Below are 22,494 nucleotides of genomic sequence, written 5' to 3' on the forward strand. Positions count from 1 at the left end.
CAAGCCCATAAGGAGGGCCTACGAGGCATGGGTCGAGGCCGGACTTCCGCTCGATTGGGACAGGCAGGCCTTCGAGGCCGAGCGCAAAATGGATTCTAAAAAACACCTTGCCAAATAGGAGCGTCAGGACGCAAGAAACCCCCGCCGCACGAAGTGCGCAGCGGGGGTTTCTTGCATGTCCGAGGACGTTCTGAAAAATAACTTCAGGGCGGGCCCGGACGATAACAACCGGCTACAGGTCGATGTGCGATTCCTTGATCGGGAACGGCTCCGCGAAGTGGCAGGCGCAGCAGTGGCCCGGTGCGACTTCCTTAAACTCGGGAAGCTTCTCAGAGCAGATACCCTGAGCGATCGGGCAGCGAGTGTGGAAACGGCAACCGGTCGGCGGATCCAGCGGCGACGGCGGATCGCCAGCGAGGATGATGCGCTTGCGGGTCTTCTGGATATCAGGATCGGGAACCGGCACGGCAGACAGCAGCGACTGCGTGTACGGATGGTGAGGCTCGCTGTAGAGCGTCTTCCAGTCCGAAACCTCAACCATCTTACCCAGATACATAACGGCAACGCGATCGGAAATGTGCTGCACGACGGACAGGTCGTGAGCGATAAACAGATACGCGGTACCGAACTTGTCCTGCAGTTCCTTGAGCAGGTTCAGAACCTGGGCCTGAATGGACACATCCAGAGCAGAAACTGGCTCGTCGCAGATAATCAGCTTGGGCTTCAGCGCAAAAGCGCGGGCAATACCGACACGCTGACGCTGACCGCCGGAGAACTCATGAGGATAGCGGTTGATGTGCTCGGGGTTCAGTCCGACAACGTCGAGAAGCTCGCGGACGCGCTCAATGCGTTCCTCCTTGGTGCCCACGCCGTGAATGGTCATGGGCTCGGAGACGATCTCACCGATGGTCATACGAGGGTTGAGCGAAGCATAAGGATCTTGGAAGATAAACTGCATCTCGCGACGCATGTCCTTGATCTCATGCTTGCTCATCTCGGCAACATCTTTACCCTGGAAGAACACCTTACCGGCGGTCGGCTTGGTCAGGCGCATGATAGTACGGCCCGTGGTGGACTTACCGCAACCAGACTCGCCAACCAGACCGAAGGTCTCGCCAGGATAAATCTCAAAAGAGATGTCATTTACAGCAGAGACGACACGCTTGGAGAAGCGCTTGGCGAACATGCCGGACTCAGCGGGGAACTCCTTAGAGAGGTGCTCGACCTTCAGCAGCGGAGTGCGCTCGTTATTGTCTGCCATTTACGCCTCGCCTCCCTTCTTGGAATCCTTGCGCGTACGGGACGTCACAGGAGCGTTCTTGAGGAACTCGGGGTCGCCAGCGTAGTGGCACGCAGAATAGTGACCAGACTCGGTAACAAAACGCTCGGGGCGCTGCTTGCGGCACTTATCCGTCGCATAGGGGCAGCGAGGAGAGAACACGCAGCCCTCGGGCAGGTTCATGAGCGAAGGCGGGTTGCCATGAATCGGCGTAAGCGGCTTCTTCTCATCGATGGCCTGCTCCGGGATGGAGCGGATAAGGCCCCAGGTGTAGGGGTGGCGGCTCTCGTAGAAGATTTCCTCAGCAGTACCGAACTCGACGGGACGGCCGGCGTACATAACCATGATCTTGTCGGCCATATCAGCGACAACGCCCAGGTCATGGGTGATCATGATGATGGCGTTGCCGTTCTTCTCCTGCATTTCCTGCATAAGCTCAATAATCTGAGCCTGAATGGTAACGTCCAGGGCAGTCGTGGGCTCGTCGGCAATCAAAATATCGGGATCGCAGGCAAGAGCCATGGCAATCATGACGCGCTGACGCATACCGCCAGAGAACTGGTGCGGATACTCATTGACGCGCTTCTCGGGCTCGGGAATACCAACGAGGTCCAAAAGCTCGGTGGCACGCTTGAGCGCCTCCTGCTTGGAGTAGCCGCGGTGCAGACGAAGACCCTCGCCCACCTGCTTGCCGATCTTATAGACCGGGTTCAAGGAGGTCATAGGATCCTGGAAGATCATCGCGATGTCGTTACCGCGAATGTGCTGCATCTCTTCCTCGGTCATCTCGAGGATAGAACGACCGCGATAGCGAACGTCGCCGCCCTCGATCTTTCCCGGAGGCATCGAGATAAGACCCATGATGGTCATGGCGGTCACGGACTTACCGGAGCCGGACTCACCGACGACGCCCAGGGTCTCGCCGCGATCGAGCGTGTAGGAGACACCGTCGACAGCGCGAACAACGCCATCCTCGGTGTGGAAATACATCTTAAGGTCATCGACCTCGAGCAGATGCTGGCCCTCGGGAACCGGCTGGTCCTTCAGGTCCACATAGTTCTTGTTCTTCTTCATCCTTATGCGTCCTTCATCTTGACGTCGAGGGCGTCGCGCAGACCGTCACCCAGCAGGGTGAAGGCGAGCACCGTCGAGAGAATTGCCAGACCGGGCATGATCATCATCCAGGGAGCAGTCAGAAGATACTGCTGACCGTCCTGAATCATGGAGCCCCACGAAGGCGTAGGCGGAATAACGCCCATGCCGAGGAAGGACAGAGCGGACTCGGTCAGAATGGCGCCACCAATGTTCATGGTCGCGTAGACCACAATGGAGGCGACGGAGTTCGGGAAGATGTGACGCACGACGATACGAGCATCAGATGCACCCATCGCGCGCGCAGCGTCAACATAATCGTTTTCCTTGACCGTCAAGATTGCAGAGCGGAAGACGCGCGCAATCGAAGGCCAGCCGAGAATGCCGATGGCAAAAAAGACGTTCTGAAGACCACGGCCGATAACGGCGATCATGGCGACAACGAAAAGCACGTACGGGAATGCCAGGAAGATATCCGCGCAGCGCATGATGATCGTATCCCAGATGCCGCCGTAGAAACCGGCTAGGGCACCCATGACCAGACCAATCACCGTGGAGATCGCAGTGGCCATAATACCGACGGAAAGCGAAACACGTGCACCGTAGATAACGCGGACGAGAATGTCACGACCAAGGGCGTCGGTGCCAAACGGGTGCTCTGCACACGGAGCCATCAGCGACGTCTGGGCCATGGTGGTTGAGTCGGAAGCCGTTGGCGAACCGAGCCAGGGCTTAGCCCACAGATCTGCGGTCAGGGCAACCACAACGACGATGATGATCCAGCAGACACCGATAACGGCGAGCTTGTTCTTACGAAGACGCTTAAAAGCGTCGCCCCACAGCGTGCGGGACTTGGCGGGAGCAGATGCGGCATTGGTGGCGGTAGCCTGCTCCTGAGACTGAGGATCAGTTTCCTGCATGAGACGTACCTCCCTTAGGCCTTATCCGACGGACCGCCAAGGCGGATGCGCGGGTCGAGGAATGCATAGCTAATGTCGACGAGCAGGTTGATCACCATGACGACGACGACGATGAGCGTAACGCCGCCCATAACGATGGGCCAGTCACGCATGCTAATGGCGCGATAGACCTCATGGCCGATACCGGGCCAGTTGAAGACCGTCTCGGTCAGGATGGCGCCCGAAAGCATGCCGCCAAAGTCGACACCAATATAGGTAACGACGGGGATGAGTGCATTCTTAAGCGCATGCTTGATGATGATCGCGCGATTGGAGAGACCCTTGGCTTTTGCCGTACGGATGTAATCCTGGTTCATGACGTCAAGCAGCTGCGAGCGCATAATGCGGGCAGCATAAGCGGTCGAAACCGAAGCCAGCGTAATGGTCGGAAGCACATAGTGCATCCAATCCTGATACTGAGAGCTGGCACCGCCAGCACCCGAGATCGGCATGGAGAATGCACCGCCCGTGGCGTCCTTGAGAATGACGCCAAAGAACAGTTGCAGCAACATACCGAGCCAGAAGGCCGGGACGGCAACGAGGATCGACGTGGTGAGCGTTACCAAAATATCCCAGAAGGAATAACGCTTTACCGCCGAAATGATACCCGCACCGATACCCATGATTGCCTCGAGCACGATGGCGCACGCGGCAAGTTTGACCGTATACGGATACTTCTGGGCAAAGATTTCCGTAACCGGCAGCTTGCGCTGATACGAATTGCCCAGATCGCCATGAAGCAGGCCGTTCATGTAATACAAGTAACGGTCCACGAGTGACGTTTGAACGGGGTCGCCGTTCTCGTCAAGGATCGCGTTGCCGTCCTCGTCCGACTGGACCAGGTGATAGCGGACGCGAAGCTGAAGCTCCACCTCGGGGGACAGAGCCTTGTCTCCACCGATCAGCTTGATCGGATCTCCCGGCACGATATTCTGGAGGGCGAACAAAATCAGCGTAACGCCCAAAAACACCGGGATGAACTGAAGCACACGTTTAACGATGTACTTACCCATACCACTCCCCTATCTAGGGATTAACCTAAATGGGATGCCGATCGCCAGACCGGCATCCCAAAATTACCATCAGCCAGTTTACCCCAGGTTAGGGAGAACTGTATGTTTCCCATGAGGTCTACGTAAATACTTGACCCTCACGGAAGCTGCAAACTCTTAGGCGAGCTCAGCGGTACGCAGATCGGCGTGCTTCTGCGGATCGACATAGAGGTGCTTGATGCGATCAGAGCCGGCGATGGTGTGCGTGTAGAACATCACCGGGATGACCGGGCAGTCGGCAGCGACCATTGCATCGGCCTCCTGCATCTTAGCGACGCGCTCTTCGTCGTCAACCGTGGTACGGGCCTCGTCGACCTTGGCGTCGAACTCGGGGTTGTTGTAACCAGAGCGGTTGTCGCCACCGAGGGAGTCGGAGTGGAACAGCGGATACAGGAAGTTGTCCATGATCGGGTAGTCGGCAATCCAACCCAGACGACCGAACTGATAGTTAAAGTTCTGATACTGCTCGAGCAGGGCAGACCACTCGGGGGTATCGGAGACAGCGGTAACGCCAACCTTGGCGAGGTCGCCGATGATGGACTCCATGATCTCCTTGTGGCCACCGTCCTGGTTGTAGGACAGAGTCACGTTAATGCCACGATCGCCGTTAGCGCCAGCGGGAGCAACCTTGTCGAGGTACTCGTTAGCCTTGTCGACGTCGTAGGCGCAGAACTCCCATGCGCCCTCTTTGTAGCCATCGATGCCCGGAGGAACAATGCCGTCGGCAGGGGTACGGGTACCCTTGAAGATGGTCTTGCAGATGGCCTCACGGTTGATGGCCAGGGAGATACCCCTGCGCAGGTCGGCGTTGTTGAACGGCTCGGCCGTGTTGTTGCAGGTCAGGTAGTAGGTGGAAGGCTCGGCGCCGAGCAGCATGCGCTCGCCGTCACCCATGGTGTAGCCGTCCTTGGACACGCCGCGATCCTTCTTGGCAGCGTCGATCTGAGCAACGGGAACGTCGCAGACATCGAGGTTACCGGCCTGGAACTCCTTGTAAGCGGTCTCCATGTCCTTGATGACCTGGAAGTGGATGCCATCGATCTTGGCCTTGTCGCCATAGTAATCGTCGAACTTCTTGAGGTTGATCTCCTGACCATCCTCCCACTTGCCGTCCATCATGAACGGGCCGTTACCGACCGGTGCAAGGTAGAAGCTCTTGACATCGGACTCGGCGCACTCGGGAACCGGGGCCAGAGCCGGGTGAGAGGCGATGAAGGGGAAGTCGGCGTAAGCGGAAGACAGCTTGACGACGAGGGTCTCATCGTCGGGGCAAGTAACACCGCTGAGCTCGGTAGCGTTACCGGCAAGCAGGTCGTCATAGCCCTCGACCATGGAAAGGTGATAGGAGACCTCGGAAGGGCCGTACTCGGTAGCGATGGCCGACTTGGTGTTGACCAGACGCTCCCAACCGAGCTTGAAGGACTTGGAGGTAACGTCGTCACCGTTGTGGAACTTGGCCTTCTTGATCTTGAAGGTAAACTCGGTGGCGTCGTCGTTGGCCTCAAAGGACTCGCAAGCCAGCGGAACGATCTCGCCCTTCTCGGCGTCATAAGAGGTCAGAGCGTCAAAGAGCTGGTACTCGACCTGAGTGCCCTGGTCCTCCTGGACGTTATAGGGGTCGATGCAGACCGGGTTGTTGATGTAGAAGTTCAGCGTCGAACCGGACTCAGAACCGGAAGCGTCGCCGCCCTTCTTGCCGCATGCGGCAAGAAAAGCCATGGAGCTCGCAGCAAGGGTACCGCCGACAAAGGCGCGACGACCCATAACGGGCTGGTGGAACATAGAATCAGCCATGCCATCCTCCTTATGAGATAGGACAAAGTAAGTTCGGTCGGGCAACGTCAAGACAGCCCAATCGAACCATTCAAACGCGGTCCGCCGTTTTGGCTGGTTATACAAAGCGGGCCAACGTATTGCAATACAGTAGCGCATTTTATGCACGATTTGGGGCTAATTCCGGTTAACGGTCGAGATTTTCTTTAGTTGGGCGAAGTATATGAGGATATTTTGACTCTGTTACAAATATGTAAACAAAAAGGGTCCCGCACTTGCGGAACCCTTTTCAAGTATTTATGTGGCTCGAGCTTAGTAGCCCACGATGCCCTGCGGGAAGAAGAACATGCACAGAACGACACACACGGCAAATACGACAGCCATGATGACGGTCAGGCGGTCAAGGTTCTGCTCCATAACGCCTGTGGCTGAGCTGGAGTTATACAGCGAACTGGCAATCATATCCGAAACGCCGGTACCCTTACCGGAATGCATCAGGACGAGAATCGTCAGCGCCACGGCAGAAACAGCCCAAACGACAAACAGAAGAATCTGGAACGGACCCATAGATAAGCTCCTTAATAGAACAATTCGAACTCCAGTACTGTACCACAATCCCCCGTTCTCCCCTACCTGCCACTCGGGGACGGGGCGGAAATGGCAGAAATACCAAAAAAGGGGATTGTCCGATTGTGGACAACCCCCTTGCTAGAAAACGGTATTTGTTTTCTCTTAGGCCTCGGTGGCGAGCACGCGGCCCGTCATCTCGGCGGAAGGCTCCAGACCAGCCATGGTGAGCATAGTCGGAGCGATATCGGAAAGACGACCGTCCTCGATACCGGTGAGCTGTGCCTTCTCATCAACGATGATGAACGGCACGCGGTTGGTGGTGTGCGCCGTAAACGGATGCTTGGAACCGTCGGAAGCAACGTCAAACATGTGATCGGCGTTGCCGTGGTCGGCGGTAATCAACGCAAAGCCGCCCTTGGCGAGAATCGCCGGGACAACCTTGGACAGGGCATCGTCAACAGCCTCGACGGCCTTAACGGCAGCGTCGAAGACACCGGTGTGACCAACCATGTCGCAGTTCGCGAAGTTCACGATATAGAAATCAGCGCGGTCCTCGTTGATGGCGGCGACAAGCTTCTCGGTAACCTCGGGAGCGCTCATCTCGGGCTGCAGATCGTAGGTAGCGACCTTGGGGGAAGCGACGAGCACGCGCTCCTCGCCCTCCTTGGGCTCCTCGATGCCGCCGTTGAGGAAGAACGTCACGTGGGCGTACTTCTCGGTCTCGGCAGTGTGCAGCTGCTTCAGGCCATTGGCGGCGATGACGTCGGCTAGGACGTTCTCCGGGAACGTCTTGGGGAAGGCGACCTCGACGTCAAACGTCGGATCGTACTCGGTCATCGTCACAAAGTGCGAGAGCTTGATCTGCTCGCGCTCAAAGCCGTCGAACTCCTTGTCCGTGAACACGCGGGTCATCTGACGGGCGCGGTCGGGACGGAAGTTGAAGAAGATGGCCGCGTCGCCCTCGTGGATGCCCTCATTGTGGGCAGCGAAGGGCTCGACGAACTCGTCGCCGCGCGGATCCTTCTCGTAGTAGGCCTTGATGCCGGCAACGGGGTCGACATCGGCATCGGACGCATTGACCATGACGTCGTAGGCACGCTGGATGCGCTCCCAACGGTTGTCGCGGTCCATGGCCCAATAGCGGCCCGAAACGGTGGCGACGCGAGCGTCGCAACCGGTCTCCTCGGAGATCTTAGCCAGGAAGGCGCAGAACTCGCTCATGTAGCCAGCACCGGACTGCGGGTCGACGTCGCGGCCGTCCATAAAGGCGTGGACACGAACGGTCTTGACGCCATGCTGGGCAGCCATCTTGACCAGAGCCTCGACGTGGTTCATATGGGAATGAACACCGCCAGGGCTCATAAGGCCCATAAGGTGAAGGGTCTTGCCGTCAGCCTTGACATCGTCCATAGCCTTGACGAAAACCTCGTTCTTGGCGATGGAGCCGTCCTTGATGGCATTGTTGATGCGCGAAAGCTCCTGGAACACGATGCGGCCGGCACCGATGTTGAGGTGCCCCACCTCGGAGTTACCCATCTGGCCGTCGGGAAGGCCCACGTCCTCGCCCGAAGCACCGAGCGTGGTGTGGGGGTACTTCTCGTACAGGCCATCAAGGAAGGGCGTCTTGGCAGCGGCGACGGCGTTCTCGCCATCGGCCGGAGCAAGGCCGCAGCCATCCATGATAATCAGGAGTGCAGGAAGATGACGTTGTGCCATATGTCCTACTCGCCTGCCTTGACGACCATAGAGGCGAAGTCGGCAGCCTTGAGCGAAGCGCCGCCCACGAGGGCGCCGTCAACGTCGGGCTTGGCGACGAGCTCGGCGATGTTGCCGGGCTTGGCGGAACCGCCATACAGCACGCGGATGCCGTTAGCGAGCTCCTCGCCGAACATCTCTTTGAGGGTCTCACGGATAGCACCGCAGACCTCCTGAGCGTCCTCGGCGGTAGCGGTCTTGCCGGTGCCGATGGCCCAGATGGGCTCGTAGGCGACGACGACCTGCTTGGGGCAGGTGATCTCAAGACCAGCAAGGCCAGCCTTAACCTGGTTCACGACGTGCTCGACATAGGTGCCGGCCTCGCGGACCTCGAGGGACTCGCCGCAGCAGAAGACGGGAACAAGGCCGGCGGCAACGAGAGCCTTGGCCTTCTTGTTCTGGTCCTCGTCGGTCTCGTGGAAGTAGTCGCGACGCTCGGAGTGACCGATGATGCAGTAGGTGCAGCCAGCGGACTTGAGCATGTCGCAAGAGGACTCACCGGTGAAGGCACCCTTGGCCTCCCAGTACACGTTCTGTGCACCGAGGGCGATGGGGGCAGCCTGAATGCGGTCATGAACCGTGGTGATGTCGATGGTCGGAGGGCAGACGAGCACCTCGACGCCAGCCGGAACCTCGGGCAGAGCCTGAGCCAGCTCGTCGGCGAGCTTGGCAGCCTCGGCGACGTCGTTGTTCATCTTCCAGTTACCAGCGATAAGAAGGGTGCGATTAGGCATCGAGAAGCGCCTCCACTCCGGGCAGGGCCTTACCCTCGACGAGCTCCATGGAAGCGCCACCACCGGTGGAGATCCAGCTCATCTTGTCGGCCAGGTTGAACTTGTTGACAGCTGCGACAGAGTCGCCACCGCCGATGATCGAGGTGCAGTCGGCCTCGGCGACAGCCTCAGCAATAGCCTGGGTGCCGTGAGCGAAGTTGTCGAACTCGAAGACGCCCATGGGGCCATTCCAGAACACGGTCTTGGCGCCCTTGACGGCCTCGGCGTAGAGCTCCTCGGTCTTGGGGCCGATGTCCATACCCTCACGATCGTCGGGGATAGCGTCGGAAGCGACAACCTCGGGGACAGCGTCCTCGCCAAAGTGATCGGCAACGCGGTTATCGATGGGGAGCAGGATCTTGACGCCCTTCTCCTCGGCCTTCTTGAGCATCTCGCCAGCGCGCTCGACCCAGTCCTCTTCCTTGAGGGACTGACCGACGGTCAGGCCCTGAGCCAAGAAGAAGGTGTAGGCCATGCCGCCACCGATGATCAGGGTGTCAGCGGAGTCGATGAGGTGATCGAGAACGCCGATCTTGGAGGAAACCTTGGAACCGCCGACGATGGCGACGAAGGGGCGCTCGGGCTCGGCGAAGATGCCGGTCAGCGTGTCGACCTCCTTCTCGAGCAAGAAGCCGGCGACGGCAGGCAGGTAAGCGGCGGGGCCCACGACGGAACCCTGGGCGCGGTGAGCGGTGCCGAAGGCATCGAGAACGAAGACGTCACCATAGGAAGCGAGCTTCTTGGCGATCTCGGGATCGTTCTTCTTCTCACGCTTGTCAAAACGGACGTTCTCGAGAACGAGGACCTTACCCGGCTCGACGGCGGCGACAGCCTCAGCAGCCTTCTCGCCGTAGGTGTCGGCGACAAAGGCAACGTCGAGACCAGAGAGCTCAGCGAGCTTCTTGGCGACGGGCTCGAGGGACAGCTCGGGCTGGAAGCCGGTGCCCTCGGGACGACCGAGGTGGCTCATGAGGATGACGCGAGCATTGTGCTCAACGAGGTAGTTGATGGTGGGCAGGGCAGCCTTGATACGGGTGGTGTCGCCAACGACGCCATCCTTGATAGGCACGTTAAAGTCAACGCGGACGAGAACGCGCTTTCCGTCGACATCGATGTCGCGGACGGTCTTCTTGGTAAAGGCCATGTTTGCTTCTACCTTTCGTACGTGTCTGCCTCCCATTACGGCAGACGATTTCTTATAAAAAGGGCGCGACCCTAGGGTGTAAGCCCTATAAGGCCGCGCCCTTCTTTAGACGCTCAACGAGCTATTCGCTAAAAGCTAAATTAAGCAACGAACTTCTCGAAGTACTTGATGGTGCGGACCATCTGAGAGGTGTAGGAGTTCTCGTTGTCGTACCAAGAGGTGACCTGAACGAGGGTCTGGCCGTTGCCGAGGTCAGAGCACATGGTCTGAGTGGCGTCGAAGATGGAGCCGTGGGTCTCGCCGACGATGTCGCGGGAGACGATCTGGTCCTCGTTGTAGGCGAAGGTCTCGGAGATGGTCTCGGCGTAGGCCTTCATGGCAGCGTTGACCTCGTCGACGGTGACCTTCTTGTCAACGACGGCGTAGAGGTTGGTCAGCGAGCCGGTCGGCGTCGGGACGCGCTGGGCGGCACCGATGAGCTTGCCGTTGAGCTCGGGGAGAACCAGGCCGATGGCCTTGGCAGCGCCCGTGGTGTTCGGGACGATGTTCTCGGAGCAGGCGCGGGAGCGACGGAAGTTGCCCTTGCGCTGCGGGCCGTCGAGCGGCATCTGGTCGCCGGTGAAGGCGTGGATGGTGGTCATGATGCCGGACACGATGGGAGCGAAGTCGTTCAGACCCTTGGCCATCGGGGCGAGGCAGTTGGTGGTGCAGGAAGCAGCGGAGATGATGTTGTCCTCAGCGGTCAGCGTCTCATGGTTGACGTTGTACACGATGGTGGGCAGATCGCTGCCGGCCGGAGCGGAGATGACGACCTTCTTGGCGCCAGCGTTGATGTGGGCCTGAGCCTTAGCCTTGCTGGTGTAGAAGCCGGTGCACTCGAGAACGACGTCGACGTCAAGGTCGCCCCAAGGCAGGTTGTTAGCGTCGGCCTCCTTGTAGATCTTGATCTCCTTGCCGTCAACGGTGATGGAATCCTCGCCAGCAACGACCTCGTGATCGCGAGCGTAGTTGCCCTGCGTGGAGTCGTACTTCAGCAGGTAAGCGAGCATATCGGGAGAGGTGAGGTCGTTGATAGCGACGATCTCGGAGCCCTCATGACCGAACATCTGACGGAAAGCCAGACGACCGATGCGACCGAAGCCGTTAATAGCAACCTTTACTGCCATTGTGTCTCCTTTCGTAAGGCCCCCGCGAGCTACAGCGCCCGCCGTTGAGGCCCACAAACTAACCACTCGCCTAATATACCTTTTTTTTGACTTGAATTTCACGAGAATGCTCGAAATTGAAAATCAAATTTACGTTAAAACGTTTTAAAGAGTAAAACAGCAGTTAAATCCGTATAGTAGCAGTTTCGCTCAACTACCTGTTTGCTTCAATGAGCTTTTCAAGCCTCAAAACACGATGGTAGAGGGCCGACTTCGACAAGGGAGGGTCGGCCATCTCGCCCAGATCGCGCAGCGACAGATCGGGATAGCGCTCGCGCAGGTCGCAAAAGACCGCCAAGGCGTCCGGAAGCGTGTCGCGCAAACCTCGCTGTTCGAGCTCATCGATCAACGCAAGCTGATGCTGGGCGGCACCCGCACTTCTGGTCTGATTGGCCAGCTCGGCATTCACGCGACGGTTCACATCGTTCTTAACCAACTTGACCGCGCGCGCCTCCTCGATCTCGGCAACGCTGCGCTTGGCACCAATCAGCTTTAAAAGATGCTCAATCTCCTCGGCACTCTTAATGTAGACAGCAAAGGACCCGCGCCGCGCGTTAACGCGCGCATGGACCCCAATCTGCTCCAATAGATCGCAAAGGCCCCGTGCATACTGCTCGCCCTGCACCGCGATCTCCAAATGAAAGTCGCCGCGGGGATCGGCCACGAAACCGCCGGCGATGAGCGCGCCGCGAATGTAGGCAAGCCTGCAGCAGGGACGGGCAACGATGTGCCGGGGAACACCAGCGACGAGCCCTCCCCTGCGGTCGAGAATGCCCAGCAGCACCAGAGCCTTGTCCAGGTCGGACTGATCGGGCAGGGTAATGAGATAGTTACGGACCTTATGCAAGACCGATTTACGAACGGTGAATTCCGTTTTGAGCTTAAGGATGCGATGCGTCAGTGTGATCATCGTGCGCGCGACAGCGCCCGTCTCGGTCGCGACCGTCAAACGATACCGCCCGGAGCCGGCCAGCGAAAGTGTACCGCTCACACGCGTCAGGGCGGCAAGCGTCGACAAGTCGCAGTATTCACATTCGGGTTCGCAGCGCGCGAGCTCGTCACGCACCTCGGCGGTAAACGACATGCAGGCCTATGCTTTCGTGTTGGCGCGCGACAGGTCGCGGTGGGAAATGCTCACGTGATATTGGGCACCTTCCAAATAACGTGCCGTGGCCTCGGCGATGGCAACGCTGCGGTGTTGACCGCCCGTGCAACCGATGGCGATAGAAAGCTGCGGCTTGCCCTCCGCGATATAGCCGGGCATGACCGTATCGAGCAGCTGCGTCCAGGCCTTCCAGAACTCCTGGGTCTTGGGATGGTCCAGAACAAAGTCGGAGACTTTCTTATCGAGGCCGGTCATGGTGCGCATCTCGGGATCGTAGAACGGATTGGGCAGGAAGCGGACGTCGATCATAATGTCCGCCTCGACGGGCATACCGTGCTTAAAGCCAAACGAGAACACGTGAACGTCCATGAGCTGCTGGTCGGACAACTCGGAAAATGCCATACGCAGCTTGTTGCGCAGCGCAGAGGTGCGCAGACGGCTCGTGTCGATAATCATATCGGCTCGGTCGCGAACGCCCTGCAGCTGCAGGCGCTCGCGCTGAATCGCATCGGCCGTAGTCTCTCCCGGCTTGGCAATGGGATGGCGGCGGCGGTTTTCGCTATAACGACGGATCAGTACCTCGTCAGAGGCCTCGAGAAACACGATGTCACAGCTCATCTCGCGCTCCTCGAGTGCGGCAACGGCATCGAGCAGCTCATCGAACAAGCCCTGGCTGCGCAGGTCGCAGGTGACGGCAAGATGCCTGCCCACGCCCGTATTGATGCCGACGAGTTCGGCAAGCTGGGCGATCAGACGCGGAGGCAAGTTGTCGATGCAAAAGTAGCCCATGTCCTCGAACACATGCATGGCCTGCGTTCGGCCCGATCCAGACATTCCGGTGATGATGACGATATCGGGGATGCGCTCCGAGCGCTCCGCCGCATCCATGGCATCTCCCTTTTGCATGTGCGCCTCCTAAAACAAGCGCGGGACCCGGCCAGCGGATCCCGCGCGATCAATTGCCTTTATTGAGTATACCGCCCCGAGCGGATACGAGGCCTGTCTTACGCCTCAAGCGCAGCCTTGAACCAACTTGTAATACTCGTGGGGTGCGTGATGGCGGTGCCGACGACAACGGCCCAGGCGCCAGCATCGATCGCGGCGCGAGCCTCCTCGGGCGTGTGCACGCGGCCCTCGCAGATGATGGGAAGACCGGGGAATTCCTCGGTCGCCTGACGCAGGAGCGGCAGATCGGGGCCATCGGCCATGGTGCAGTCGATGGCAGCGACACCGTGAGAAAGCGTGGTAGATACAAGGTCGAAGCCCATATCAACCGCACGGCGAATGTCCTCGATGGTGGCACAATCCGCCATCAGGAGCACACCCTCCTCGTGCAGCGGGCGGAAGGTATCCTCGACCGACTTGCCGTCGGGACGCGGACGATCGGTGGCGTCGATCGCCACGATATCGGCACCCGCAGCAACGCAGGCGCGAGCGTGACGCAGCGTCGGCGTGATGTAAACGCCCTCGTGCCCATCCTTCCACAGGCCGATAACGGGGACCTCACAGCGACCCTTAATGGCGGCAATGTCGGCAAGGCCCTGACAGCGAATGGCGGCGGCGCCGCCGAGCTCGCAAGCACGAGACATTTGAGCCATGGTCTCGGGCGTACGAAGCGGCTCGCCCATATACGCCTGAACGCTCACGACGAGCTTGCCCTTCAGGGACTGGATCAAAGGATCAACGGTCATGTTCGACTCAACCTTTCTCAAAAACAGCCTTCTGAGACACCGCACCTTGACGTTCAAACCGTCGCTCGCGTACCGAAGTACGCTTCGCTCCTCTTTCACGTCAATCTGCGGCACCTCAGAAGGCGCACTTGGTAGCTATGTTTATTTCAACGACGCAAGAAGGTGTTCGGCGGCACCGATGAGCGGAGCATCGCCCTCAAGAGAACCGATGAGGATCGGCGTGTCCTGAAGCGGATCGAGCGCCTGGCTGGCATAGCCTTCGTGCACCGAATCCTTCCACGTCTGTGAACGCCAATCGGGACCTTGGTGAATCACGCCGCCCGAAAGCACGATGACCTCGGGGTCCAGGATGTTAGCGAGCGAGCCCAAGCTGGCACCCAGCGCAAAGCCGGCGTCATGGATGACCTCGGTCGCCTTTGCGTCGCCCGCACGGCACAGGTCGTTCACATCGCGACCGACCGAAGGACGGCTGGGGTCGACGCGGCCAAAACGCTCATCGTACATTCGACCAATGGAAGTGCCCGAAGCAACCGACTCCAGATGGCCGGAACGCCCGCAGGCGCAGGGAATGCCGGCGGCAGCCGAGCACTCGATGTGGCCCATATGGCCGGCAGCACCATGGAAGCCCTGCATCACGCGGCCGTTCTCGACATATGCGCCGCCGATGCCCGTACCGATGCCAAGACACAAGACGGAGAACTTGCCCTTGCCGACGCCCCAGTGGGCCTCGCCCAGAGCATGAGCCTGCACGTCGCCTACAACGGCAACGGGAAGACCGAGGTCCTCGCGCAGACGCGGCCCCAACTGAACGCCGGACCAGCCGGGCATGATCTCGTTGGCATACGCGATGGCGCCCGTCTTGGGATCGACGACGCCGGCGGCACCGATACCGACGCCAAGGACCTCGACATCGGGATTCGCCTCGAGAGCAGCCTTGATGGACGCCTCGATACGCTGGAAGACGGCCTCGCCGCCCTCTTGGGCCTCGGTGGGAACCTCGGCCTCAAAAACGGGATGAGGCACGCTACCGTCAGCCGGGTACTCCATAATGGCGGTCGCAATCTTGGTGCCGCCGATATCAACGGAGCAAATGTACTTGTTCTCCATGTCGCTCTCCTTAGGAGATAAAAAACAACTACAGGAAATGAAGGCTGCGTTATCGCCGCAGCTTGGTAAAGGTTTCCCGGGTGCCCGAGGTTGGGGTGAAAGCGGTCGGGCGTTGACCCAATGGGTCACGCTCGACCGCTTGAGCCCCAAGATCGGGTGCCCGGGGAAGCTTTACAGGAGACCGTTGTCCTGGAGGACCTTCTTAATCGCCTCGACGTTCTCGCCGGTCATGGCCTTCACCGGGCGCGGCATGGTCGGGCTGTCGAAGATGCCCATGAGGTTCATAGCGGTCTTGAAGGCGCCGACGCCACCGGCATAGCCCTGGACGCCCGAGGTGACATCCCAGATGTGCGAAATCTCATTGAGGCGATCCTGCTCGGCCTTGACGGTAGCCCAGTCACCAGCCTGAGCGGCCTTCCACTGACGCACGTAGCCCTCGGGCTCAACGTTGGCGAGACCCGGGACGGAACCGTCGGCGCCACCGAGGTAAGCGCCGTCGACAACAACCTCGTGACCGGTGAGGATGCTCATCGGATGGCCGTTCTTCTCGTTCTCCTGAACGAGGTAGCGGAACGAGATGTCATCACCCGAGGAATCCTTGACGCCGGCCAGAACGCCCTCGGCGCCGAGCTTGGCAAGGAGCTTCCAGGGGAGCTTGGTGTGGACGCACACGGGGATGTCGTAGGCGAAGATGGGCAGGTCGAGTTCCTCATGCAGGATGCGGAAGTGCTCCTCAACCTCGGTCATGCCCTGCAGGGCATAGAACGGGCAGGTGGCGACGAGGGCATCGGCGCCCAGCTCCTGGGCGACCTTGCCGTGCTCGATCATGCGCTCGGTCTCGGTATCGATGATGCCGACCAGAACAGGCACACGGTGGTCGACGATACGGACGGCCTCGGCGATAATCTGGCGACGGCGCTCGTCGGTGGAGAAGACGACCTCGCCCGAGGATCCCAAGAAGAACAGGCCATCGACGCCGGCGTCGATCATGCGGTTGATGCTGCGCTCAAAGGAGACAACATCGAGCTGGTGATCTTCGGTATCGGGAACAACGACGGGAGGGATAACGCCGGTGAATTTCTGAGTTGCCACGAGAATCTCCTTAGTTGTCTGGTGGGCAGCCCTATGCCGCCCACTCTTGTTGGCAGTGTCCAGGCCGTCTAGGCCAAAGAACACGAGTAGAACGTTTGGTTAAAAAAGTCGACGACTTCGTTTTCGAACGCATTGATGCGCTCGTGAGCGTATTTGGCATAGATGATATGCCTCCGGTCACACTCAAGACCGTTGAATACGGCAAACTGATCCTTGGGATCGCTCACGGTATCCATAAGCGATGTGCCCATGAGCACCGATCCGCGCACCCGAGACGACAGCGCCTCGAGGCCGCCAGGAAGCGGATTGGCAACCGCCGTGCAGGCGAGGCCCCGCTCGTCCAGAGCAGAAACCGCCAGCGCGACTCCGCCGCCAAGACCCTCGCCCCATGCAAAGATGCGGTCGGGGTCCATGCCATCAAGATTGCGCGCCACCTTCGCCAGCGCGCAGCCCCAACGGACGCGCTCGACAAAAGCGGGCGAAGAAATCCCCCGCTGCAGGTCGTCCGCACCAGCAACATCGTCATCCAGCGCGAGGACGGCATACCCCATGGCGGCAAATCTCGTCATGTGATGCCAGCCGCGCACAGGCCGATCGATGTCGTGGAACATCAGGCACAGCGGCACGCGCTCAGATACTCGGGCACGACCGACAGGCTCGATCAAACGAGCGTGAATCGCATCGTCACCGAGCTCAAAGGAGACCTCCGAGTAACGGGCGCAGGGGTTAACAAAGTCAATCGCCGTAATGGCCAGGCCTTGAATCTCAAGATTCGAAGCGCATGTCTCTAAATCAGAAACATCTGCTTGGACATCACCGCGCCAGTCCCGATATTCTGCGAGCCTTGACGAAACCGTTCCAGGAATTCCCACAAGCCCGGGGACAATCAGCTCGTCAACATTGCTCTCGCACTTAGACATGAGCCTCCCCTCCCTTGCAGAAAAACGGAATGATCAAATCGTCAAAATCCTGAATCTCCTCGTGGCCAAAGCCTTCAAAGAACTCATGACGCTTTTCGCAGGTCAGGTTGTTATAGACCGCAAACTGCGTCGCTGGCGGACAGACGATATCGGCTGTGCCGGTGCCAAACAGCACGGGGCATTTGACCATAGGGGCAAAGTTCTTGGAATCGAAGTACGCCAGCTTGGCATAGGCTTCGTCAATACGAGTCGAGTCCTCGTCAAACCAGCGAGACCAATAGCGCAGGCCCTCGTAGGCAATGTCATCGGCATCCAAATCCCAGACCAGGCGAAAATCTGACAGGAAGGGATAGAGGATGGCGGCGCGATTGATAAGCTCGCTGTTAAGTGCACAGGTCGCAATGCCCAAACCGCCGCCCTGAGACGCGCCGTTCACAAACACACGGGCAAGATCGATGCCCTCGAGCTCGCGAACAATGCGGCACAGGATGCGAATATCTTGGTGCAAGCGGACATAGTAGAGGTTGGCCGGGTCGCCGTCGATACCGGCGACGATATGGCCCGCGACCGTTGTGCCCTCAAATCCACCAATGTCCTCGGAGGGACCTCCTTGGCCGGGGCAGTCGAGGGCGATGAGTGCCATGCCCATGCCCGCAAACGACGCCTGCTCAAACCAGCTGCGGCTTGCACCCGGATACCCATGGAACTGAAGCACCAATGGCACGGGCTCGTCCGAGACGGGTTTAAGGTACTTGGCATGCAGGCGCGCGCCACACATGCCGGTATACCAGAGGTCGAAAAGCTGGCAGGTCGCGGCATCGGCGACCGATGCCGTCTCGATCGCATAGTCAAGCCCGACGGCGTCGGCCTCGGCCATGCGATCCTTCCAAAAGAGATCGAAATCTGATGGACGGGGCATGGCGCCTCGGTATTCACCAAATTGATGTTGTAGCTCCTGAGCACTTGGCATGGCTCGTGAACCCAACCTTTCGAAATCGCAACGGAGGTGCGCCCGGCAAGGGAACCGGGCGCACGGGAGGGAAAGCGAGGCTACTCGCCGAGCTTGGGATGCAGCAGCGACGGCGCAGCGCCGAGCAGCATCTTGGTGTAGGGGTCCTGGGGGTGCTGGAAGACCTGCTTGGCCTCGCCCTGCTCGACGATCCTGCCGCCATTCATAACGATGATGTCGTCAGAGATATAGCGGACCGTCTGGATGTCATGGCTGATGAACACCATGGCCAGGCCGAGCTCCTTCTTAAGGTCGGTCAACAGGTTCAGAATCTGTGCGCGGACCGAAACGTCCAGAGCCGAGGTGGGCTCGTCGGCGATGATGGCATCGGGGTTCAGCGACAGGGCACGGGCAATTGCGACGCGCTGACGCTGGCCGCCCGAAAGCTGGCCGGGAAGAACCTCGGCAGCGGAGCTGGGCAGACCGGTGAGCTCCAAGAGTTCCTTGACGCGCTTCTCCTGCTCGGCCTCGGTACCCAGGTTGTGGACGCGCATGGGGTCGAGCAGCTGCTCGCGAACGACCATGCGGGGGTTGAGCGCCGTGGCCGGGTTCTGGAACACGACCGAGATGACGCGACCCATGTGGCGACGGTCCTCGGCGGTACGTTTGGTAACGTCCTTGCCCTTAAAGTAGACCTTGCCGCTCGTGGGGGCCTGCAGGCCGCACATGACGTTAGCGGTGGTGGACTTACCGCAACCGGACTCGCCGACGATGCCGATCGTCTGACCGGGCATGAGCTTAATCGTTACACCCTGGACGGCGTGAACCAGGTTGGGGTGCAGAATCGAGCCGGTACGGGTCCTAAAGGTGACGTGGACGTCATCAAGGAAGATGATCGGCTCGACGCCGTTTACTGCGGTCTCGCTCATCTACATCACCTCCGCGTGAGGGGTCAAACCATTTGCCTTGAGCACCTCGTCGGGGAGCTCGGAATAGAAGTGCTCGGTGCCGGGCACGCGCTTGAAGACCGGACGGGTGTCCAGGCCAATACGCGGGTGGCTCGAGCGGGGCGCGAAGCGATCGCCCTTGGGGAAATCGCGCGGGCTCGGAACGGCACCGGGCACCTGGTGCAGGCGGCCCGAACCGCTCTCGATGGACAGAACGGAACCCAGAAGACCGCGGGTGTACTCGTGGATCGGGTTAGTGAGCAGCTCCTTGGTGGGCGCCTGCTCGATAACCTGGCCAGCGTACATAACCGTGATGTTATGGGCGACCTCGGCGACCAGAGCCAGGTCATGCGAAACGAAGATCATGGCAAAGCCGAGCTTGGCCTGAAGATCGTTGAGCAGCTTGATGACCTGCTTCTGGACGGTAACGTCCAGAGCGGTCGTGGGCTCGTCGCAGATGACCAGCTTGGGGTCGCGGGTAAGGGCCATAGCGATCAGGACACGCTGACGCTGGCCGCCGGAAAGCTCGTGCGGATAGCTCTCGAGCGTGCGCTTGGGATCGAGGCCGACGAGCTCCAGGAGCTCCTCGGCGCTGCGGGTTCCGCCGCGCTTGGTGAGCTGCTTCATCTGGGCAGAGATGAGCATGGAGGGGTTGAGCGAGGACAGGGCGTCCTGATAGACCATAGCGATATCGGTACCACGCAGGCCGAACCACTCCTTCTTGCTCATCTTGAGCAGGTCGCGGCCCTCCCAGAGAACCTCACCGGAAAGATGCTCGTCATCGTCGGTCAGGCCCATGATGGCCAGCGTGGTGATGGACTTACCGCAGCCGGACTCACCGACCAGGCCCATGGTCTGGCCAGGACGGACATCAAAGTTGACATGATCGACGACGTTGATATCACCGTGGTGCTCAAACTGGATGCAGAAATCACGGACCGAAAGGATCGGCTCAACGGATTCATCGGGCACATGGCGGTCGTTACGCTTGAGCTCGACATCGCGCAGGGCGCCAAGACGGGCGGACAGGGACTGAGCCTGCTCCTTGTAAGCGCGAACGGGGTCGGAGACCAGCAGGTCGGCCTCGCGGCGCTTGGAGGAATCGGTCGGATCCAGGGCGGCGGAGGGAGCAGCGGCCATGGCGTCGGTAATGCCCTCGGAGAGGATGTTGAGCGCCAGGCAGGTGATCATGATAGCCAGACCCGGGAACAGCGCCTGCCACCAACGGCCAGCGAGCACGCCACCGCGGGCGTCGGCGAGGATGTTGCCCCAGGTAGCGGTGGGCTCCTGGATACCAGCGCCGATAAAGGTCAGCGAGGCCTCGAAGATGATGGCGTCGGCGACCAGGGTAACGGTGAAGACCATGATCGGGGCGATGCAGTTACGCAGAACATGCTTGATCAAAATCCACGGAGCCTTGGCGCCGGAAACGATGACCGCGCGGACATAGTCCTCGCCGTACTCGGACACGATGTTGGCGCGCACGATACGGGCAATCTGCGGAGTGTACATAAAGCCAATGGCGAAGATGATCGACGGCACGGAATTGCCCAGGATGGAGACGAAGACGGCAGCGAGGGCGATGCCCGGGATGGACATGATGATGTCCAGGATGCGCATGATCGCCTCGGAAACGGACTTGCGCGAAACCGCCGCGAGGGCGCCCACGACCGAGCCGCAGACCAGAGCCATGGCAGTAGCACCGAAGCCGATGATCAGCGAGTAACGGCCACCGTAAAGCATACGCGACAGGATGTCGCGGCCCTTATCGTCGGTACCGAAGATAAATCCATTGCCGGGAGCCTGGCGAGCAGTGAAAATCTCGACCGGGCTATAGGGGGCAAGAAGGGGCGCCAGAATCGCGGTCAGGGCGACCAACACCAGCACGACGGCGGCAATCTTAGAAGACAGCGTCATCTTCTTCCAGCCACCGAGCTTGAGCCCCTTGGAGGCAGCCTTCTCGAGCTGCTCGGTTTGCTTCTCTCGAATCTTTACCATAATCTACACCGTCCTGATGCGCGGGTTGATGAGCAGGTAGAGCATGTCAACCACGATGTTGATGATGATGAAGGCAAGAGCAACGACGATGACGACGCCCTGAACCAGGTTCGCCTCGTTGCCCTGAACGCCCTGCAGAATCGCAGTACCCATGCCGGGGAGGTTGAAGATGACCTCGATGACGACGGCGCCGCCCATAAGGTAACCGATCTTAAGACCGAGGGTGGTGACCGGGGTGATCAGCGCGTTGCGCAAAACGTTGATGCCGACGACGACCTTCTCGGGAACGCCGGCGCCACGGGCCATGCGGACGTAGTCCTTGTCGAGCTCCTCAACCATGGCCGTACGCACGATACGAGTCATCTGGCCCGTCAGCGGGAATGCCAGAGCGATAGCGGGCATGATCATACGTCCCAGATAGCCAGCCGGGTTGGTGGTGAAGTGAGGCAGAGCACCGGATGCCGGGAGCACCTTAAGGTAGGAAGAGAACAGCAGAATCAACAGAACGGCAAGCCAGAACGACGGGGTTGCCAAGCCGGCGATGGAAAAGACGCGGATCACTTGGTCCGGCCATTTATCGCGATACAGTGCCGCGATGACGCCGAGCAAAAACGAGACGACCGCGCCGATGGCAAGACCGATGAAGGTCAGCTGCATCGTGACGGGCAGGGCCGTGGAGATGCGCTTGGCAACGGAGTTGCGAGCAGCACCATAGGTGCCCATGTCACCATGGATCAGATCGCCCATGTAGCGCACGTAGCGCACGGGCCAGGGGTCGTCCAGACCATACTTCTCATGGTACTCGGCAACCGCCTCGGGCGAGGCACCGTCACCCAACGCCGTATAGGCGGGGTCGGTCTTGGAGAACGACATAAGGAAGAACACCAGGACGGTGACGCCCAATGCCATGATCGGCAGCGCCACGAGACGCCTTCCAATCAAACGTAGAAAGTTGTTCACGTTCTCTCCCCTTTCTTTTGTCGGTAGGACCAACTGGTATATGAGTATGGATACTCATTACAAGACCCGAGCGACATCGAGGCCGCCCGGGTCTTTGTTTCAACTATGAGGATACGGCCCCAA

At 59.6% G+C, this 22,494-nt stretch carries 20 protein-coding genes; all 20 read right to left on the reverse strand.

The window, feature by feature from the left end; translation table 11 throughout:
* Nucleotides 1-232 precede the first annotated feature (232 nt).
* Nucleotides 233-1,261, reverse strand: a complete 1,029-nt coding sequence (locus AAAX35_RS08515; RefSeq protein WP_006236139.1) for a dipeptide ABC transporter ATP-binding protein — start codon at nucleotides 1,259-1,261, stop codon at nucleotides 233-235.
* On the reverse strand, nucleotides 1,262-2,353 hold the full coding sequence (locus AAAX35_RS08520) for an ABC transporter ATP-binding protein (RefSeq protein ID WP_055310514.1): 1,092 nt from the start codon (nucleotides 2,351-2,353) through the stop codon (nucleotides 1,262-1,264).
* 2 nt (nucleotides 2,354-2,355) lie between these two features.
* A complete protein-coding gene (locus tag AAAX35_RS08525; protein WP_349117331.1) occupies nucleotides 2,356-3,291 on the reverse strand; it encodes an ABC transporter permease in 936 nt (311 codons plus the stop codon).
* A gap of 14 nt (nucleotides 3,292-3,305) precedes the next feature.
* The gene (locus AAAX35_RS08530; RefSeq protein ID WP_349117332.1) at nucleotides 3,306-4,343 is read right to left on the reverse strand and encodes an ABC transporter permease; all 1,038 of its coding nucleotides are present in this window, start codon (nucleotides 4,341-4,343) and stop codon (nucleotides 3,306-3,308) included.
* 156 nt (nucleotides 4,344-4,499) lie between these two features.
* A complete protein-coding gene (locus tag AAAX35_RS08535; RefSeq protein WP_349117333.1) occupies nucleotides 4,500-6,176 on the reverse strand; it encodes an ABC transporter substrate-binding protein in 1,677 nt (558 codons plus the stop codon).
* Nucleotides 6,177-6,467: 291 nt separating this feature from the next.
* A complete protein-coding gene (secG, locus tag AAAX35_RS08540) occupies nucleotides 6,468-6,722 on the reverse strand; it encodes a preprotein translocase subunit SecG (protein ID WP_006236144.1) in 255 nt (84 codons plus the stop codon).
* A 165-nt stretch (nucleotides 6,723-6,887) separates the two neighbouring features.
* Nucleotides 6,888-8,441, reverse strand: a complete 1,554-nt coding sequence (gene gpmI, locus AAAX35_RS08545; protein WP_349117334.1) for a 2,3-bisphosphoglycerate-independent phosphoglycerate mutase — start codon at nucleotides 8,439-8,441, stop codon at nucleotides 6,888-6,890.
* A gap of 5 nt (nucleotides 8,442-8,446) precedes the next feature.
* Nucleotides 8,447-9,214, reverse strand: coding sequence for a triose-phosphate isomerase (gene tpiA, locus AAAX35_RS08550; RefSeq protein ID WP_022094882.1), 768 nt, complete (start codon nucleotides 9,212-9,214; stop codon nucleotides 8,447-8,449).
* Nucleotides 9,207-10,397, reverse strand: coding sequence for a phosphoglycerate kinase (locus tag AAAX35_RS08555; RefSeq protein WP_099431437.1), 1,191 nt, complete (start codon nucleotides 10,395-10,397; stop codon nucleotides 9,207-9,209). The genes tpiA and AAAX35_RS08555 overlap by 8 nt, the downstream gene beginning before the upstream one ends.
* Before the next feature lie 140 nt (nucleotides 10,398-10,537).
* Complete coding sequence (gap, locus tag AAAX35_RS08560) at nucleotides 10,538-11,563, reverse strand: type I glyceraldehyde-3-phosphate dehydrogenase (protein WP_055310510.1); 1,026 nt, start codon at nucleotides 11,561-11,563, stop codon at nucleotides 10,538-10,540.
* A gap of 193 nt (nucleotides 11,564-11,756) precedes the next feature.
* Nucleotides 11,757-12,686, reverse strand: a complete 930-nt coding sequence (gene whiA / locus AAAX35_RS08565) for a DNA-binding protein WhiA (RefSeq protein ID WP_349117335.1) — start codon at nucleotides 12,684-12,686, stop codon at nucleotides 11,757-11,759.
* Between the two features lie 6 nt (nucleotides 12,687-12,692).
* A complete protein-coding gene (gene rapZ / locus AAAX35_RS08570) occupies nucleotides 12,693-13,613 on the reverse strand; it encodes an RNase adapter RapZ (RefSeq protein ID WP_022094878.1) in 921 nt (306 codons plus the stop codon).
* A 98-nt stretch (nucleotides 13,614-13,711) separates the two neighbouring features.
* On the reverse strand, nucleotides 13,712-14,398 hold the full coding sequence (locus AAAX35_RS08575) for an N-acetylmannosamine-6-phosphate 2-epimerase (protein WP_006236154.1): 687 nt from the start codon (nucleotides 14,396-14,398) through the stop codon (nucleotides 13,712-13,714).
* 141 nt (nucleotides 14,399-14,539) lie between these two features.
* On the reverse strand, nucleotides 14,540-15,505 hold the full coding sequence (locus tag AAAX35_RS08580) for an ROK family protein (RefSeq protein WP_270226818.1): 966 nt from the start codon (nucleotides 15,503-15,505) through the stop codon (nucleotides 14,540-14,542).
* A 171-nt stretch (nucleotides 15,506-15,676) separates the two neighbouring features.
* Nucleotides 15,677-16,597 carry a dihydrodipicolinate synthase family protein gene (locus AAAX35_RS08585; protein WP_117746686.1) on the reverse strand — a complete coding sequence of 307 codons (921 nt, stop codon included), beginning with the start codon at nucleotides 16,595-16,597 and terminating at the stop codon, nucleotides 15,677-15,679.
* Nucleotides 16,598-16,665: 68 nt separating this feature from the next.
* The gene (locus AAAX35_RS08590) at nucleotides 16,666-17,517 is read right to left on the reverse strand and encodes an acetylxylan esterase (protein WP_195239179.1); all 852 of its coding nucleotides are present in this window, start codon (nucleotides 17,515-17,517) and stop codon (nucleotides 16,666-16,668) included.
* Complete coding sequence (locus AAAX35_RS08595) at nucleotides 17,510-18,487, reverse strand: acetylxylan esterase (RefSeq protein WP_138339845.1); 978 nt, start codon at nucleotides 18,485-18,487, stop codon at nucleotides 17,510-17,512. The genes AAAX35_RS08590 and AAAX35_RS08595 overlap by 8 nt, the downstream gene beginning before the upstream one ends.
* A gap of 80 nt (nucleotides 18,488-18,567) precedes the next feature.
* Nucleotides 18,568-19,395 (reverse strand): ATP-binding cassette domain-containing protein, encoded by an 828-nt coding sequence (locus tag AAAX35_RS08600; RefSeq protein WP_117848735.1) that lies wholly within the window; start codon nucleotides 19,393-19,395, stop codon nucleotides 18,568-18,570.
* Nucleotides 19,396-21,411, reverse strand: a complete 2,016-nt coding sequence (locus AAAX35_RS08605; RefSeq protein ID WP_022094872.1) for a dipeptide/oligopeptide/nickel ABC transporter permease/ATP-binding protein — start codon at nucleotides 21,409-21,411, stop codon at nucleotides 19,396-19,398.
* A 3-nt stretch (nucleotides 21,412-21,414) separates the two neighbouring features.
* On the reverse strand, nucleotides 21,415-22,371 hold the full coding sequence (locus tag AAAX35_RS08610; RefSeq protein ID WP_022094871.1) for an ABC transporter permease: 957 nt from the start codon (nucleotides 22,369-22,371) through the stop codon (nucleotides 21,415-21,417).
* Nucleotides 22,372-22,494: the final 123 nt, after the last annotated feature.

Origin of the sequence: Collinsella sp. CLA-ER-H11 (genome assembly GCF_040092445.1) — a bacterium.
Classification (GTDB): Bacteria; Actinomycetota; Coriobacteriia; order Coriobacteriales; family Coriobacteriaceae; genus Collinsella.

Bases quoted from the DNA above. Each gene is read 5' to 3' on its own strand.
- AAAX35_RS08605 (WP_022094872.1), bottom strand. From the start codon at position 21,411: ATGGTAAAGATTCGAGAGAAGCAAACCGAGCAGCTCGAGAAGGCTGCC.
- AAAX35_RS08530 (WP_349117332.1), bottom strand. From the start codon at position 4,343: ATGGGTAAGTACATCGTTAAACGTGTGCTTCAGTTCATCCCGGTGTTT.
- AAAX35_RS08575 (WP_006236154.1), bottom strand. From the start codon at position 14,398: ATGACCGTTGATCCTTTGATCCAGTCCCTGAAGGGCAAGCTCGTCGTG.
- AAAX35_RS08515 (WP_006236139.1), bottom strand. From the start codon at position 1,261: ATGGCAGACAATAACGAGCGCACTCCGCTGCTGAAGGTCGAGCACCTC.
- secG (WP_006236144.1), bottom strand. From the start codon at position 6,722: ATGGGTCCGTTCCAGATTCTTCTGTTTGTCGTTTGGGCTGTTTCTGCC.
- AAAX35_RS08595 (WP_138339845.1), bottom strand. From the start codon at position 18,487: ATGCCAAGTGCTCAGGAGCTACAACATCAATTTGGTGAATACCGAGGC.
- AAAX35_RS08525 (WP_349117331.1), bottom strand. From the start codon at position 3,291: ATGCAGGAAACTGATCCTCAGTCTCAGGAGCAGGCTACCGCCACCAAT.
- AAAX35_RS08535 (WP_349117333.1), bottom strand. From the start codon at position 6,176: ATGGCTGATTCTATGTTCCACCAGCCCGTTATGGGTCGTCGCGCCTTT.
- rapZ (WP_022094878.1), bottom strand. From the start codon at position 13,613: ATGCAAAAGGGAGATGCCATGGATGCGGCGGAGCGCTCGGAGCGCATC.
- AAAX35_RS08590 (WP_195239179.1), bottom strand. From the start codon at position 17,517: ATGTCTAAGTGCGAGAGCAATGTTGACGAGCTGATTGTCCCCGGGCTT.
- whiA (WP_349117335.1), bottom strand. From the start codon at position 12,686: ATGTCGTTTACCGCCGAGGTGCGTGACGAGCTCGCGCGCTGCGAACCC.
- tpiA (WP_022094882.1), bottom strand. From the start codon at position 9,214: ATGCCTAATCGCACCCTTCTTATCGCTGGTAACTGGAAGATGAACAAC.
- gpmI (WP_349117334.1), bottom strand. From the start codon at position 8,441: ATGGCACAACGTCATCTTCCTGCACTCCTGATTATCATGGATGGCTGC.
- AAAX35_RS08555 (WP_099431437.1), bottom strand. From the start codon at position 10,397: ATGGCCTTTACCAAGAAGACCGTCCGCGACATCGATGTCGACGGAAAG.
- AAAX35_RS08580 (WP_270226818.1), bottom strand. From the start codon at position 15,505: ATGGAGAACAAGTACATTTGCTCCGTTGATATCGGCGGCACCAAGATT.
- gap (WP_055310510.1), bottom strand. From the start codon at position 11,563: ATGGCAGTAAAGGTTGCTATTAACGGCTTCGGTCGCATCGGTCGTCTG.
- AAAX35_RS08520 (WP_055310514.1), bottom strand. From the start codon at position 2,353: ATGAAGAAGAACAAGAACTATGTGGACCTGAAGGACCAGCCGGTTCCC.
- AAAX35_RS08600 (WP_117848735.1), bottom strand. From the start codon at position 19,395: ATGAGCGAGACCGCAGTAAACGGCGTCGAGCCGATCATCTTCCTTGAT.